7 protein-coding genes are annotated in these 15,225 nt (G+C 29.1%); all 7 read left to right on the top strand.

The window, feature by feature from the left end; genetic code table 11:
* Positions 1 to 6: 6 nt before the first annotated feature.
* A complete protein-coding gene (locus tag OYT91_RS06365; protein ID WP_281239971.1) occupies positions 7 to 1,875 on the top strand; it encodes a DUF262 domain-containing protein in 1,869 nt (622 codons plus the stop codon).
* 2 nt (positions 1,876 to 1,877) lie between these two features.
* Positions 1,878 to 4,118, top strand: a complete 2,241-nt coding sequence (locus OYT91_RS06360; RefSeq protein ID WP_281239970.1) for a DUF262 domain-containing protein — start codon at positions 1,878 to 1,880, stop codon at positions 4,116 to 4,118.
* Positions 4,111 to 7,140: a type I restriction endonuclease subunit R gene (locus OYT91_RS06355; protein WP_281239969.1), complete on the top strand. Its 3,030-nt coding sequence runs from the start codon at positions 4,111 to 4,113 to the stop codon at positions 7,138 to 7,140. The genes OYT91_RS06360 and OYT91_RS06355 overlap by 8 nt, the downstream gene beginning before the upstream one ends.
* A 442-nt stretch (positions 7,141 to 7,582) precedes the next feature.
* Positions 7,583 to 9,139, top strand: coding sequence for a reverse transcriptase domain-containing protein (locus OYT91_RS06350; RefSeq protein ID WP_281239968.1), 1,557 nt, complete (start codon positions 7,583 to 7,585; stop codon positions 9,137 to 9,139).
* Positions 9,140 to 9,157: 18 nt separating this feature from the next.
* Positions 9,158 to 12,139 carry a hypothetical protein gene (locus OYT91_RS06345; protein ID WP_281239967.1) on the top strand — a complete coding sequence of 994 codons (2,982 nt, stop codon included), beginning with the start codon at positions 9,158 to 9,160 and terminating at the stop codon, positions 12,137 to 12,139.
* Complete coding sequence (locus OYT91_RS06340; protein ID WP_281239966.1) at positions 12,139 to 14,691, top strand: tetratricopeptide repeat protein; 2,553 nt, start codon at positions 12,139 to 12,141, stop codon at positions 14,689 to 14,691. Before OYT91_RS06345 ends, OYT91_RS06340 begins: the two co-directional genes overlap by 1 nt.
* A gap of 243 nt (positions 14,692 to 14,934) precedes the next feature.
* Positions 14,935 to 15,222 (top strand): DUF6922 domain-containing protein, encoded by a 288-nt coding sequence (locus OYT91_RS06335; protein WP_432419417.1) that lies wholly within the window; start codon positions 14,935 to 14,937, stop codon positions 15,220 to 15,222.
* Positions 15,223 to 15,225: the final 3 nt, after the last annotated feature.

The raw sequence follows: 15,225 nt of genomic DNA, 5'->3' as shown, positions 1-15,225 counted from the left end.
ATTAAGATGAAAGAATTAGTTTTTAGTATAAAAAATATTTTCAGTACCGATCCCAGCGAAGGGTGTTTGGGGCAATATGATGCTGGAAAGTACCATATTCCTGCATACCAGCGAGGTTACAAATGGGCATCTAAAAAACCTACCGATGCCATCCAAATCCTTATGACCGATTTATGGGAAGCCTTCGTTAGTGCAAAAAACAGCAGCCGTAAAGAGTATTATATGCAATACATTACGGTAAAAAAGATAAATAAAGAAAAACATTTAGAAGTAATAGATGGACAACAACGACTTACCTCTTTTTCTATTTTACTTTCAGTTATTGCTTTAATTTTAAAAAGCCAAAAAAATATTGCCAAAGGAAAATTAGATTATGCCATCCGAGAAGATTTCTTCAAGAATTATATCTACGACAACGGCAAACTAGAAATATTCTTGGCTGCCAATTGGCATAATGAAACCGGTATTAGCATCAATGGAAATAACATTAATAAGCAAGATATTTTTTACCTACACAGTGCCGCACAATATATTCATACTTTTTTAGAACCAGAACAAATTCAAACAGAATTAGATGAATTCAATAAATTTATTCTCAACTATGTAAAAATCATTGTCAACGAAATAGAACCACACATTGACAGTGAACGCGTTTTTAGAAACCTAAACAGCAACAAAGTAGGACTTACAGAAGCAGAACTGATCAAAGGCTTATTGCTTACCAAAGCGGCACGCACAACCTCAGAACAAGTAAAGCAAAAACATTATAGAGAAATACTTGAAATAAGAACCGCTCTAGGAAGACAATGGGATGAAATAACAACCTGGGTTAATGATAAAAAAGTAAAGCACTTTTTCTTTTCAAATGACAATAAATCCATTGACGAAAAAAGCTTTAACAAAACCATTAGCAAAGAATTTCAAAACACAAAAGATCCAATAACGCATCAAAAAGCATTGTTATTACTATTACTTTCTATGACATTTCATAAGGACACTGACATAAAAGACAATCAATATCTTTTGTTCAATTATTTTCATAAAGAAACCAAAAATAATGATGCCAGTTTTCAACTATTACTGAAATTAAAAGAAATTTATTCAATACTAAAAGATTGGTACCAAAAGGATTCTGTTTTTAACTTAATGGGGTATCTCTTTTTTGAGGAAGGAAGCCGATTAAATAAAATCAGTTTTGTTAGCAAAAACCTCTATTTATCTAAAGAAGAACTATTGGCTAACTTAATAAATGAAAGAAATAAACTTCTACTATCAGATTTAAACCTACTTAAATATGGCAGTGAATACAATATTGACATTCATAGGGTTTTATTAGCATTGAGCGTTTTTGAAACTGTCAAAGAAAAAACTGAAATACGGTTTGATTATTACAATTTTAGAAAAAATAACAAATGGTCACTTGAGCATATTTTCCCTCAAAGTCCGGAAGGAATGTGGCGTGGTAAAGTTCAAATACTATCTGAAGAAGAAAAATCAGATATACTAAAAATGATTGGGGAAGACTATGAAAATATTGAGGAAGTAAAACGAGTATTGCTTTTACCTGAAAGAACCGATGATGAAAAGGAAGTGTATTACAAAGCTTTGCAAAAAACCTGGGTAAATAATTTAGGAAATATGAGTTTATTGGCACTTCCAGACAACAGTTCTAATGGATGTGCTATGTTTAAATTAAAAAGAGATAATGTCAATGAAATGATTCAAAGTGGCAGCTTTGTTCCTAAACATACATTTGAAATATTTAATAAAATTAATGTCAATTCAGATAGCATAATTAAATGGACCAATGACGATGCAATAAAACATTTTAAGTACATAGAAAATGTAATTACCAAACTCAGAACAAATAACTAATAATGAAACCAGGAAAATATACTATAAAAGAGTTATTTGTCAATCGTGAGGTAGAACAAATTGTTATTCCCGAAATTCAGCGAGATTATGTTTGGAAAAAAGAACAGGTTGAAGGATTGATGAATTCATTATTGAGTGATTATGTAAAGTTTGATACTGAAATAATTAATGTTACTGCGGATAACGAAGAAATCAAAAACCTATTCATTAATTACTATAAAAAACAACAATACGCCTCTAATATTGGGTTTATTTATGCCTATAATGATGCTGAGTACAAAGGGAAATATTTTTTAATTGATGGACAACAAAGAGTAACAACTGTCTATCTTTTATTGTTGAATTTATTTATTGCAACAGATGATAAGGCAGATTTCGAAAAAAAATATTTTAAGGATAGTCAGCTAAAAATTGACTTTAAGGTTAGAGAAAGTTCACACGATTTCTTTAAAAATTTCATTCGTTTTTGTTTAGATAATGATTTTGAGGAAACAATTGATTTTAATGCCGATTTCAACAAAAAATTAACTACTCAATATTGGTATTACAGTGAGTACGCTAATGATAAAACTATACAATCCATAATCAATAATTATGTTGTAATAAATAACTTCGTTCAAACCAAAAGCCTAAACTCAAAAAACTTTTTAAACTACATACTGGACTATGTGGATTGTTGGTATTTCGATACTAATATCAGCGAACAAGGAGAAGAATTATACATTTATATGAATGCTCGTGGTGAGCAAATTCAGAATAACGAAAACATAAAAGCCGATTTATTAGGAGCATTAAAAGAAGTAGATGTTGAATTAGTTTTTAATAGAGAAGATTATGAAGGCGAAAAGAGTGTTGACGGAATAAAAAAATATTGGGGTAAAAAATGGGAAGATTGGCAAGACTTTTTTTGGGTCAATAAAGGAACCAATGATAATGCTGATAATGGGTTTAATGAATTTTTAAAATGTATTGCAGGCTTAGAGCAATATCTTGTAAAAATTGAAAATCCAAAAGCGGAATTCTCCAGTATTTACGAATTGATTAAGTTGCCAATACTAGAAAAACATATTAATAATTTCGAATGGATTATTAAAAATAAACTAAGCTTTTCAAATAACTACACCTATTCAGCTTGGATAGATAAAGGAATTACCGAATTTTGGGATTTATTTAATTATAAAACAACAGATTGGTTTATAGACTATGGAGATGATAAAAAAGCGATAGAACTAAACAGAATGGCTTTTATTTGGCCAATATTTTACTATTTAAATAAGAAAGAAAACAATAAAGATATTGAAGAAGCCTTTAGAGTAATAAGATTGTTTTATGTTAGATTAAACAATAACATCAGAGCAGTAAAAAGTGTAAAAGGATTAATAGAATACATAGTTCGAAATGGAGTTTGGGACAACAACAAATTAGAATTACAAGAATTGATTTCTATTCAGCCATTAGATGACGAGGAGGAATCAAAAAATGTCAAGACATTTTTAAAAGAAGAAATACAAAAACATACTTTTTTAAGAAATCAATCAGCAGATGAAATAAGACAAATTGAAGAAATAATTTGGGAAATTGAAGACCATCCTATCAACTTGGAAGGGAAAAACCTCAAGAATCAAAATATTACACATTTAGTTGACTTTAATCAACCTCTAGAGATAAATGATTTGATGTTGATAAATACAAAATTTCACGAATTGTTTCCAATTAACACTAATGAGAAAAAAGGATACAAAGATTTCAAATCATTACAGTCAGCTTTATTACATTTTGGAGAATTTAAACACAGAGTAAGTCCTTATTATTTAGAGAACTACGATTATAAGAACTGGGGAAGAATAGTTAGAAATATAGATGGTAATGCCTTTGAATTATTTTTTAATTATTTCAAAAATAGTGCTTTAAAAATCAAAGAGATTTTAAAAAATAAGGAAAAAGAATTTTGTAATAACAACATTACTTTAGTAAAACAGATAAGCTCATTAAATGAGCAACTAATAATATATGCTTTAATTCTGGACATTAATATTTGGCAAAACGGAGGTCATATAGCTATTAGGCATTGGGATAATCAAGATGGCTTATTTCTAAACTCTAAAGATATTTTTAATTTGCAAAGTAACTTCATCAGTAGAAATACTAAACTGTGGGAATTAGCACCTGAAGAAATTAAAAATAAAATAATAGAAACGACAACGGCATCAGAACTATACAATAACATTTTGAAAGATGAGTAAACAAACCGACACTACCGAAAAAGGACTTGAAGCACATATTGCTCAATATTTGGTTGATGAAAATGAGTATGTTCAACGTGAAAATATATCGTATGACAATGTCAATTGTATAGACAGCGAACTATTGTTTCAGTTTTTAGAAACCTCGCAACCCAAAGCGATGGCAAAATTAAAGCAATACCATAAGGAGCTATACAAACAAAAAATCATAAAACGCTTTAACGACCAAGTACAGGCAAAGGGAATTATTGAGGTACTCCGCAAAGGAATTACGGATGGCTTTACAGATACCAAATTGCAATTGTTTTACGACAAACCAGTTTCAGCATACAATACAACTGCTAATACGTTGTATCAAGCCAATGTGTTTTCAGTAATGCGTCAAGTGTATTTCTCACCATCCAATAAAAAATCATTGGATTTAATGGTGTTTATTAATGGTATTCCGGTTGTTTCCTTTGAGTTAAAAAACGAGCTGACCAAACAAAATGTTGAACATGCAATAAAGCAGTATAAAGAAGATCGTGACCCAAACGAAGAATTATTTCGTTTAGGCAGGTTAATGGTAAACTTTGCAGTTGATACAGAAGAAGTTTGGATGTGTACCCATTTGAAAGGACAAAAGTCCTATTTTCTGCCATTCAATAAAGGAAACAATAATGGTGCTGGAAATCCAAATAATCCTAACGGAATTAAAACCGATTATTTGTGGAAAGAAATACTAACTAAAAATAGTGTAACAGATATTCTTCAAAATTTCTGCCAGTTAATTACCGAAGAAAAAGAATATTTGGATGAAAAAGGAAAAACAAAAACACGTAAAGAAAAAAAATTACTTTTCCCGCGTTACCATCAGTTAGTAGCAGTTCAGCTTTTACTAAATAATGCACAAGAAAATGGCGCAGGAAAGAAATATTTAATACAGCACTCGGCTGGTTCAGGTAAATCAAATTCTATTTCTTGGTTAGCTCATCAGCTAGTCGGATTACATAATAAATCAGGAGATTCAAATATTTTTGACACCGTTATTGTAGTTACAGACCGTAAAGTATTAGATGCCCAAATTAGAAATAACATTAAGCAATTTCAACAGGTAAATGGCGTAGTTGAAGCCATTACCGAAGGAAGTAAACAACTCAAACAAGCACTAGAGGAAGGAAAAAAAATTATTATTACGACCATTCAGAAATTTCCATTTATTGTAGATGAAATTGGAGAGTTGCCAGGAATAAACTTTGCTATAATTATTGACGAAGCACATAGCAGTGTTAGTGGTGGCATGGTTAGAAATTTGAACAAAACATTATCGCTTAAATTCAATATTGATGAAAATGAAGATGATGAAGATGAAATAGTTACCGAAGACAATGATACGATAACTGGAGAGGACTTGATTGCATCAATTACAAAATCAAGTAAGCAATTACCCAATGCAAGTTACTTTGCGTTTACAGCTACTCCAAAAAACAAAACATTAGAACTTTTTGGGGAACCATACCAGGAAGGCGATAAAACAAAATTCTGCGCCTTTCATTTATATTCAATGAAACAAGCTATTGATGAAGGCTTCATCAAAGATGTATTACAAAACTATACAACCTATCAGAGTTTCTATGCGCTATTAAAAAGAATAGAGGACGATCCGGAATACGATAAAAAGAGAGCGCAAAAAAAATTAAAAGCGTATGTGGAAAGCCATGAACATGCGGTTAAGAAAAAAGCAATATTAATGATTCAACATTTCCTTGAAAATGTTGTCAGATCAAAAAAAATGGGCGGACTAGCTAAAGGTATGCTAGTAACAAGTTCAAGAGCGAATGCAGTTAAATATAAAAAAGCTTTTGATGATTATTTAAATAAAATAAATAGTCCTTATAAAGCAATTGTTGCATTTTCAGGTGAGATTGATGGACAGACAGAAGTACAACTAAATGGTTTTTCAAGTGCATCAATTCCTAGCGAATTTGAAAAAAGCGATTATCGTTTTCTAATTGTGGCTAACAAATACCAAACTGGGTTTGACCAGCCTTTATTGCATACGATGTATGTAGATAAAAAATTAGGAGGTGTTAATGCAGTTCAAACTTTATCAAGATTGAATCGAAGCCATCCTTTAAAGACAGATACCTTTGTTTTAGATTTTGCTAACACAGCTGAAGAAATTGAAAAGGCTTTCAAACCATATTTCGAAAGCACCATTTTGGGAGAAGCAACTGATCCAAATAAATTATTTGATTTACAAGATGCATTAGATAACTTTCAGGTGTATAGCAGAGAGCAAGTAGAAGAATTCTCAGACAAAATAGTAGCTAATGTTCCAGTGGACCAATTGCATAGTATTCTAGATCAATCTTCTAAAATTTTCAAAGACGAACTAGAAGAAGAACATCAAAATGATTTTAGAGCAAAAGTAAAAACTTATGTAAGGTTATATATTTTCCTTTCACAAATAGTACCTTTTGAGAATCCATACCTTGAAAGATTGTATATCTTTTTAAATTATTTACAAAACAAGTTAGTAGCTGAAACACAAATCGATTTCTCAAAAGGTATTTTAAATAATATTGACATGGATAGTTATCGTTTACAGTTGGAAGCAACAACAAATGTAGTTTTGGAGCAGGGAGAAGATTTAAAACCAATTCCTACTGAAATGAGAGGTGGAGCATCAGATTCAGAAAACGATAGATTATCAAATATTTTGCAAACTTTTAATGATAGATACGGTACCCAATTTGAAGATGCCGATAAAGTGCGTCAAATGGCAGAAAGTATTGCAAACGATGTTGCTAAAAACAATGAATTAATTAATTCTATAAAATTTTCAGACGATCAAAATGCAAGGATAACAAGTGATAAAGTTGTTGGCGAAGAACTGTTAAAACACATTACAACAAACTTCGATTTATTCAAATTGTATTCTGATAATAAAGAGTTTAAAGAGGATTTTTCTGCAATGATGTATGGGGTTGTAAAAGATCTAATTCAAAAAGGCTTTAATAATCCTTCAAGTTTTAGATAAAATAATAAGCTTTGATTTATGCAATAAAATTAAATAGCAAATAAGTACAAAAATAGAATATAATTAAGAATTAGTGAATAAGAGGAGGAGCCGGAGAATACGTTTTTTGGTATAGAGCAATCTAACGCAACATTAAACGCTGTTGTGATGACTGAATTCCAGTTATGCAAGAGATTAGATAACAATTATCTCTGAGCAGAACTGTTATCTCCAGCGCTGAACATAACAGTTCAGTCAGAGATAATATAGCCGTTATAGACTTATAAATAGTTGATGATTTCATTTTCATTGATTTAATTTGTAAAGATATAATAATAATTACCCGACTTGAAGGAGCGATGTTTAGGCATCAATAACGCATGTATTCTTCACCTGTTGTTACAAATGGGTAAAAGCACTGCTTCGTCGTCGACCTCCTCTTTTTTCACTTTAATAATAGAATATGGCAGTCAACAAATTAGTAAAAAAGGAAAAGGATTGGTTTAAACTAAAACGATATCCACATATAGGTAATCCTTTGTTGGCTAAAGACCGTCATGTTTGGATAGAACCATACATCACAAATCCATTAAAAGTAGCAACTCATAATTTTCTGCCTCTTATCCATAAAAAAAGTAAGGTTAGAAAATTCCGTAGAGAATATTGCAACAAATCTGGTGAGCTTCTATTTAACTATAAAAATGGTAAAAAAATAGTCAGAAATGCATCAAAACCAAAAGAAAGAGAATTATACTACGCAGGTCATTTAGACGCTTTAGTTTATAGTTATTATGCTGAGTTATTGACAAAAGAATATGAAACAATTTTATCGGATAAAAACTTAACAGATGTTGTAACAGCTTATAGAAAAATTCCTGTCGAAATAGGTTCAAAAAAACACAAATGCAATATAGATTTTGCAGTAGATGTTTTCAAATCAATCAATGAATACCCAAAAGACAATTTCGTAGCGATTGCTTTTGATATAAAAGGTTTTTTTGACAATCTTAATCACAAATTGTTAAGAGATAAATGGAAAACCATACTTGGAATACACGATCAACCTTTACCCGACGACCATTTCAATGTATATAGAAACATCACTAGATTCAGTTACATTGATTTGGTTGATATTTTTCAAGAATTTCAAAATCGAATTTTTGTAAAAACTACAGCACAAGGAAAACCAACAATAACAAGAAAGAGAGTTTCGAAAATCAAGTACCTAAAAAAAGGAAATGCAATTGCTTTTTGTACAAAGGATGAGTACTTAACAAAAAGAAAAAGTCTTGTCAAAAAACAAAGATTCGTTAAAGATGATACTGGTAATACAATTACTAAAGATTTTGGAATTCCTCAAGGTTCTCCAATAAGTGCTGTATTAGCAAATATTTATATGCTTGATTTTGATAATGAAATAAACAAATATCTTGAAAGTATTGGTGGTATTTACCGTAGATATTCTGATGATATGGTAGCAATTTGCCCATTAGATAAAAAAGATGATGTGATTAAAGAGTTTGCTGATAAAATACAAACAAGTTGTCTAACAATCCAAGACAAGAAAACTCAAATATTTCATTTTGAACGACAAGCAATAAATTTAAGATGCGGTCAGGAATTTGCAAATGGAATAAATTATAATAAGAATTTTATTTATTTAGGGTTAGAATTTGATGGAACTGTCACTAAGATAAAGTCAGCAAGTATCTCAGGATTCTATCGTAAGATGAAGCGAACCATCAAAAGAGGTAAATATTTCTCAAACAAACCTCTAAAAAAATATTCAGGTGAATTATTCAAAGCAAGATTATTAAAAAGATTTTCATATAAAGGAGCTAATAGAAGAAACAAATATCTTTGGAATGCATCAAAGTCTTATTTTGAGATAACACAGCATTTTGATTGGGGTAATTTTATTTCTTATGCAAAAAAAGCACAGAAAATTAAGTTTCCAAACAAGATAAAAAGTCAAACTAAAAGACATTGGAGTAAGTTAGAAAAACTACTAAAAATATAATTTTTAAGCCAAATAAATATGAGTTTAGAAATACTACATAACAGAGCAGAGCACACACACGAGAATGAACAATTCAGAAGGTGTGCATTAGAATTACAAAGAGTTTTTTCTCAAAGAAATTGGGATGGAGTACTTATAGGAAATCCGTTCAATGATAACTTTCACAGGTTTAGAGCAGATGCAATTTTGTGCTATAATCATGGTTTAATTTTAATTGATTTCAAAGATTATCAAGGTATTATTAACCTACCTCCAAACGATGAAGAATTTCAAAGTGCAAAATGGTATTCAGAAAGTAGTATCGATAAAAGCAGAATTGAAATAAAAGCAGGCTCACGTTTTATAAATCCTTTTAGACAGTTAAAGGCATATCGAGAGGCATTTTATGAAATTATAGAAAAGAATATTTATTTAAATGGAAGTATTAATGCATCACGAGTTGCAATAGCTAATATATTTTCAGGACCTGTAGAAGTTGTAAATAATATACCAGGTAGTTTAAGATATTACAAGTTAGTTCAAGAATCAGAATTGACTACATTTTTATACGATTTTGCGAGTGAGAATAAGTTTACTCAAGAAATTGCCGGTGCTTTAAAAGTAATTTTTCCAGCCAGTAAATGGGAAGAAGTCAGTTTACAAATTCCAGTATCTACAAAAGAGGAGAACATTCATGAGATTGAAAAAGAAGTAGAAATTGAATTGACTAATTTTTTACAAGATGAAAATAATGGTGTTTTTGTTTTAGAATCTATGGATGTTCAAAGTCGTGATAATTGGATGAAATATTTAATTACAGAAACAACCAACTTTGGAATTCCACAAATAGAACTTTGGGGACATTCAGCAAGAATTTGCAAGAAAATCACTGATAGAACCAGAAATCAAGCAGATAGTATTTATAAAGCTATTTATGGTGGAAACAACCAAACAAACAATGAAGAAGAGGATGAAAACGAAGATAGTGCAGAATCAAAACTTCTTGAAATAATTCCAATAAAATCAAATGAATATATTGATGAAAAGGCATTAATAATTATTCATGAAGCACACCTTGTAAACAGAAGTTTAAATCAGTCGGAATTATTGCGTTTTGGCAGTGGGAGATTATTAGAGGATATTTTTAAGTTTTTAAATCTTGAAAAAAACACTAGAAAAATTATTTGTATTGGAGATCCTTATTCATTATCATTTGGTAAAAATGAAGATACAGCTTTAAATATAGACACATTATCAGAGCTTTTTGAAGGTAGTATTAAACACTACAGAAGCCCCCTTGAAGAAACTGCTACTAATGGGATTTCAAACTTACGTTACTGTATGGCAAATAGTATTGAAAACACCATTTTCAATCAGTTGAAATATAATTGGAATGAAAATAATTTAATCCAAATCAGTAAGCCTGAAATTGAAAGTAATCTGAAAAAATGGTTTAGTCAGCCTAAATCTTCAGAACCAAAAGAAGCAGTTCTCATGTATTCTAAAAAAGATGCAAAGACTACTAATTTGTGGATTAAAAATAATTGTTTAAACAACGGGAAAGCACTTGCTAAAGGTGATTTATTAGTAGCAAATAACAATGTTACAATTCCAGATGATACAGGATTTAACCAACCTAAAAAAGTAATTAATGGAATGTATTTTTCGTTAAATGAAATTAAATCTTCGGTAAATATTTCAATTACAATCAAACAAAGTCCAATACCTATAAATTTAAACTTCATTAATATAAATGTTAAGTGTTTGAGTTTACAAGGAACTCCTGATACCGATATATGGTTACTAGAGAATTATTTCATTAGTGATGATGGACTTTCAAATAATGAAAAAATAGCATTTCGAGTTTTTGTAAATAACAGGCTAAATGATTTTAAAAAGGAATTTCCATTTATTGATAGTGAGGAATTTAGAAATTTAAAACTAGATACTGAATATATTAATCTAACCAAAGAAGAAAAAGAAGCTTTAGAAATTATCGCAAAAGAATACAATTTACCTAAGGATAAAAAAACTAAAATAAGTACTTCTGATAAAGTAAGAAAACAAATATTACCAAGATACTACTCTAAATTTAATAGAAGACTTTCAAATCTTTTAAGAGAAAAAGATGTACTTGTAAATGCAGTATTTATGAATTATGGTTGGGCTTTGACTGTTCATAAAGGATTAGGGTCTTCTTTCAAGGAAACAATAATAAACACTAATCAAGGGGAAAGCAAAGGAATTAATAATGCAGAATATTTTAGATGGCTATATACAGCAATAACAACAACAGAAAACTTTGTTTATGTAGTCAATCCAAAAGAAATTAATCCATTTCAAGATTGTGAATTTAAAGACGAATTAAATAAGACGAATCAAAATAATAATGCAACAAATAGTCTTTTGAAATTTCAAAACTATGAATTAAAATATGTTGGCTCCGAAAAATTAGAAGAAGTTACCAATGAAAATGTAATTGGAGCAATTGATTTACTAACAAACCAATTAGAGTTAAAAGGATATATACTTAAAAACGTTCAAAAAAAATCAGATCATTTAACTAAAATTATTTTTTCTATTCCTCAAGCTATTGACAAGAATTGTATTTTGAATATTGATAATAAAGGAGAAAGAGACCAATTTTCAGTAAGTAATGTTAGAATTGATAAGTTAGAAAATGATGATAAAAGCATGATTGAAGAACTTATTAAAAATCTATTTACTACTGATGTAAATCAAAGTCAGAACAACTCTTTAGAAAGTATTAAGGATTTTAGAAAAGATATTTACTCAAAATGGTTTAATAAATTAAAAGAAAATAATTTCAAACTTAAATTAGAAAAAAGCCATAACAATCACGATATTTTCATGGCTGTAAATAGTTCAGATAAGATAAAATTTCAAGTATGGTATGGAACAAGTGTTTCGCAAAAAACGAAAGGATTTATTAATTCAATTATTGTAACTGAAAAAACAAAAGAAGATTTGGGAGATAAATTAAAATCTTGGTTGATGTAATGGATACAAGAACAGTTTTCGAATTAAGAAGAGAAGGAAAAATACAAGAAGCTCTTGATATGGCATTAAAACTCTATCAAATTGACCCACATGATAGTTGGACTCAAAATGCTTTGGCATGGCCATTAATAGACCTGTGTAAATTGGCATTAAGTCAAAATAGTCTAAATCAGGCACAACAATATTTTAATGAATTGATTGCAATAAATTTTACTGATATTGATGATATTATTAGTAATCAAATAGCATTTTTAAAACCTAAAATTGACATAAATTATACTAAAATTCAAGAATCTGACAATTTAAGTAAAAATGGTAATCATAAACTTGCTTTAAGTAATATGAAAGCAATGTTAGCTAACAATGAGTTACTTGAAGTCCATCACGAAGCTTTCGGTTGGGTTATTTATCGCTACATCAAAGCAGAGGAAAATAATATCCCTTCAGTAGAAGTACGTTCGTTGATGAGAGATTATATGAATCTAAAAAACGAAAAAACATCACTGTTACATTCAATCTTTTTAAATTTTGCTTTGCATTTTTCTAAAGAACATTCCGACTTTAATCTATATAACTTTTTTTTACTTTGGGATCCGAAAAATCTACGAAGAGAAGATTTATATGAAAGTCATAATGATGGTAAAACGTATCCATCTTTAATTTCTAGAATATTTAGAGAATTCATTGATAAAAAGTCCCAATTAGATATTAATGTTTTAATAGAAAAAGTCCCAAGCCTTTCAGCTATAAAGATATTAGATTTACTTAGAGACCCTTTTTATTGGAAGATTTATAGTGCTGATAAAGAATATAGAAAAGAAGAAGTTTGGAAATTTTATGACGAATACAATGCACTTTTTAAAGGGCAAATTGGTTCAGAAATACATTCAAAAATTTTGAACTCAGCAATGTTTTCAATGAATGAAAATGAAGAATGGAGATTTTTAAAATTTTTTGAAAATTGGAATCCAGAAAATTTTATTGAAAGCGATTGGAAAGAAGTTAAAAAAGAAGATAAAGTTTATAAACCAACAGCAATAAAAGCTTTAAAAAAAACATTTGAACTTATTAAAGCTGGAGGGAATTTTAATAATTTAGAATTATTGATAAATGCTTTTAAAACTGCAATTTCAAAATTTCCAAAAGACATTTGGATTAAAAGAGAATATGCAATTTTATTAGCTAAAAATCATAATTCAGAAGAGGCAATTCAAATTTATAAAACGCTAATTCTTGAATTAGGAGACCAAGCTTATATGTGGCACGAATTTTCACAATTTTTAGAAGATCGCGATTTAGATTTAACTGTTGGAATGTTATCAAAAGCTATTCGCTTGCAAAATGATGAAAGCTTTTTAGGAGATATCAGATTAGATTTGGCTGATAACTTAATTAAACTGAATAATATTGAGGAAGCTGGCATTGAACTTAATATTTATGAAAAAAATAGAGTGCTAAAAGGTTGGAAGTTATCTGAAAAATACCATTTGCTCCATTCATTGGTAAAAGATAATAGTACTGAAAAATTAGATAATTCTAAACTATATAATGAGAAAATAAAATTAGCTGAAGATTTTGCATATCAAGATATCAAATGGACAGAATTAGTGCTGACTGAAAAATGGAAGAATGATAAAAACAAAGAAAAACTAAATTTTACTAATGGCAACCTAATTGATTTATCGGTAAGTACCAATCGTTTTAACATATTGAGAAATGCACAAATAGGCGAAATCATAAAATTTAAACTTCATAATAAATTAGTCGAAGATAAAATTAAAATAAATCATTTCAAGTATGATTATATTCCACTTATTGCTGAAAAATCAGATAATGCAAAATGGAGTATTTTGGAAGATGTAATTGCAATCGTAGATTACATAAATATAGAAAGAAAAATTATTCATGCTATTTCAAGTGACAATAAAGAAATGTTTTTTCCAGACGGAAATTTATCTTTAGTAATTGGAGATTTTATTAAAGCCAAAAAATTTCAAAAGAAAATTAAAGAAGAAATTAGGGTTGAATTAAGAGATGTACATAAATGCCAGAAAAATGATATCATTGAAAATTTCACAAAACATTTGGCAGTTGTGGATAGCATAAATAATGAAAGACAATTGTTTCATTACGTAGTTAATAATAGAGTTGAAGGAATTGTTAGATTCAATGAGACGCAAATTTTACCAAGTGTGGGTGATTTTATTCAATTGAGATTGGTACATAAATTGGATAAAAAAAGAAATAAAATTTCGTATAAATATATTGAAATAGAAAAAACAGAAGAAACTTCTTCTACTTTAAGAAAGGAAATATCAGGTTTGCTAAAATTGAAATATAGAAAATATGGATCATCTATCGATTGGGAAGATTTGGAATATGAAGATCAAATAGATTTAACTCCTGATTTTGGTTTCATTGAAGATTATTATGTACCTAAAGAGATTATTGAACATAGCAAAATAGATCAAAATTGTAATGTTGATGCAAAAGTTGTTTTCAATGGTGAAAGATGGAAAGTATATGAGTTAAAGAAGAAAAATATGGTCTAAATTATAGTCTATAAATTCATTACCTCATTCACCTGCACAAAAATTGCTCCTAGTCCAAGTATTCCTAGCATCAATTCTTTGTTTGCTTCATTTCGCTAATTTCATTTTAAGAAAGCAATATTGATTAAAAATTGTTTTTTTAAATCTATTAATTTTTTATTTTTATTAAGTCGTTAAAATCGAAGAAGTTAAACTTTTTTACATTAGTGCACCATATAACTCTAAATTCAGTATTTTTGCATAGTGAAACAGTCAGTAAACATAGCAACAGTTTTTCCCAAACACTTATTTTGGGATATGGATCCTAGTAAACTTAATCTTTCTAAAGATAAGTCTATTATTATCCCAAGAGCTTTGTTTGCAACAACTCCAGATACATTTGAAACAGATATTCAAAAATTAGAGACACTATATTCTGCTAAAGATATTGTTAAATACTTAAAATTAACAACAGAGAATATCAGTAACAAAGTTTGTATCAGTGTTGCAAAAAGATACAATGTAAAGCCATTTCTTCGTTTTTCGCTATAATTT

The sequence above is a fragment of the Flavobacterium praedii genome (assembly GCF_026810365.1).
Lineage (GTDB): Bacteria > Bacteroidota > Bacteroidia > Flavobacteriales > Flavobacteriaceae > Flavobacterium > Flavobacterium praedii.
This window is presented reverse-complemented; position numbering and strand designations above follow the sequence as displayed.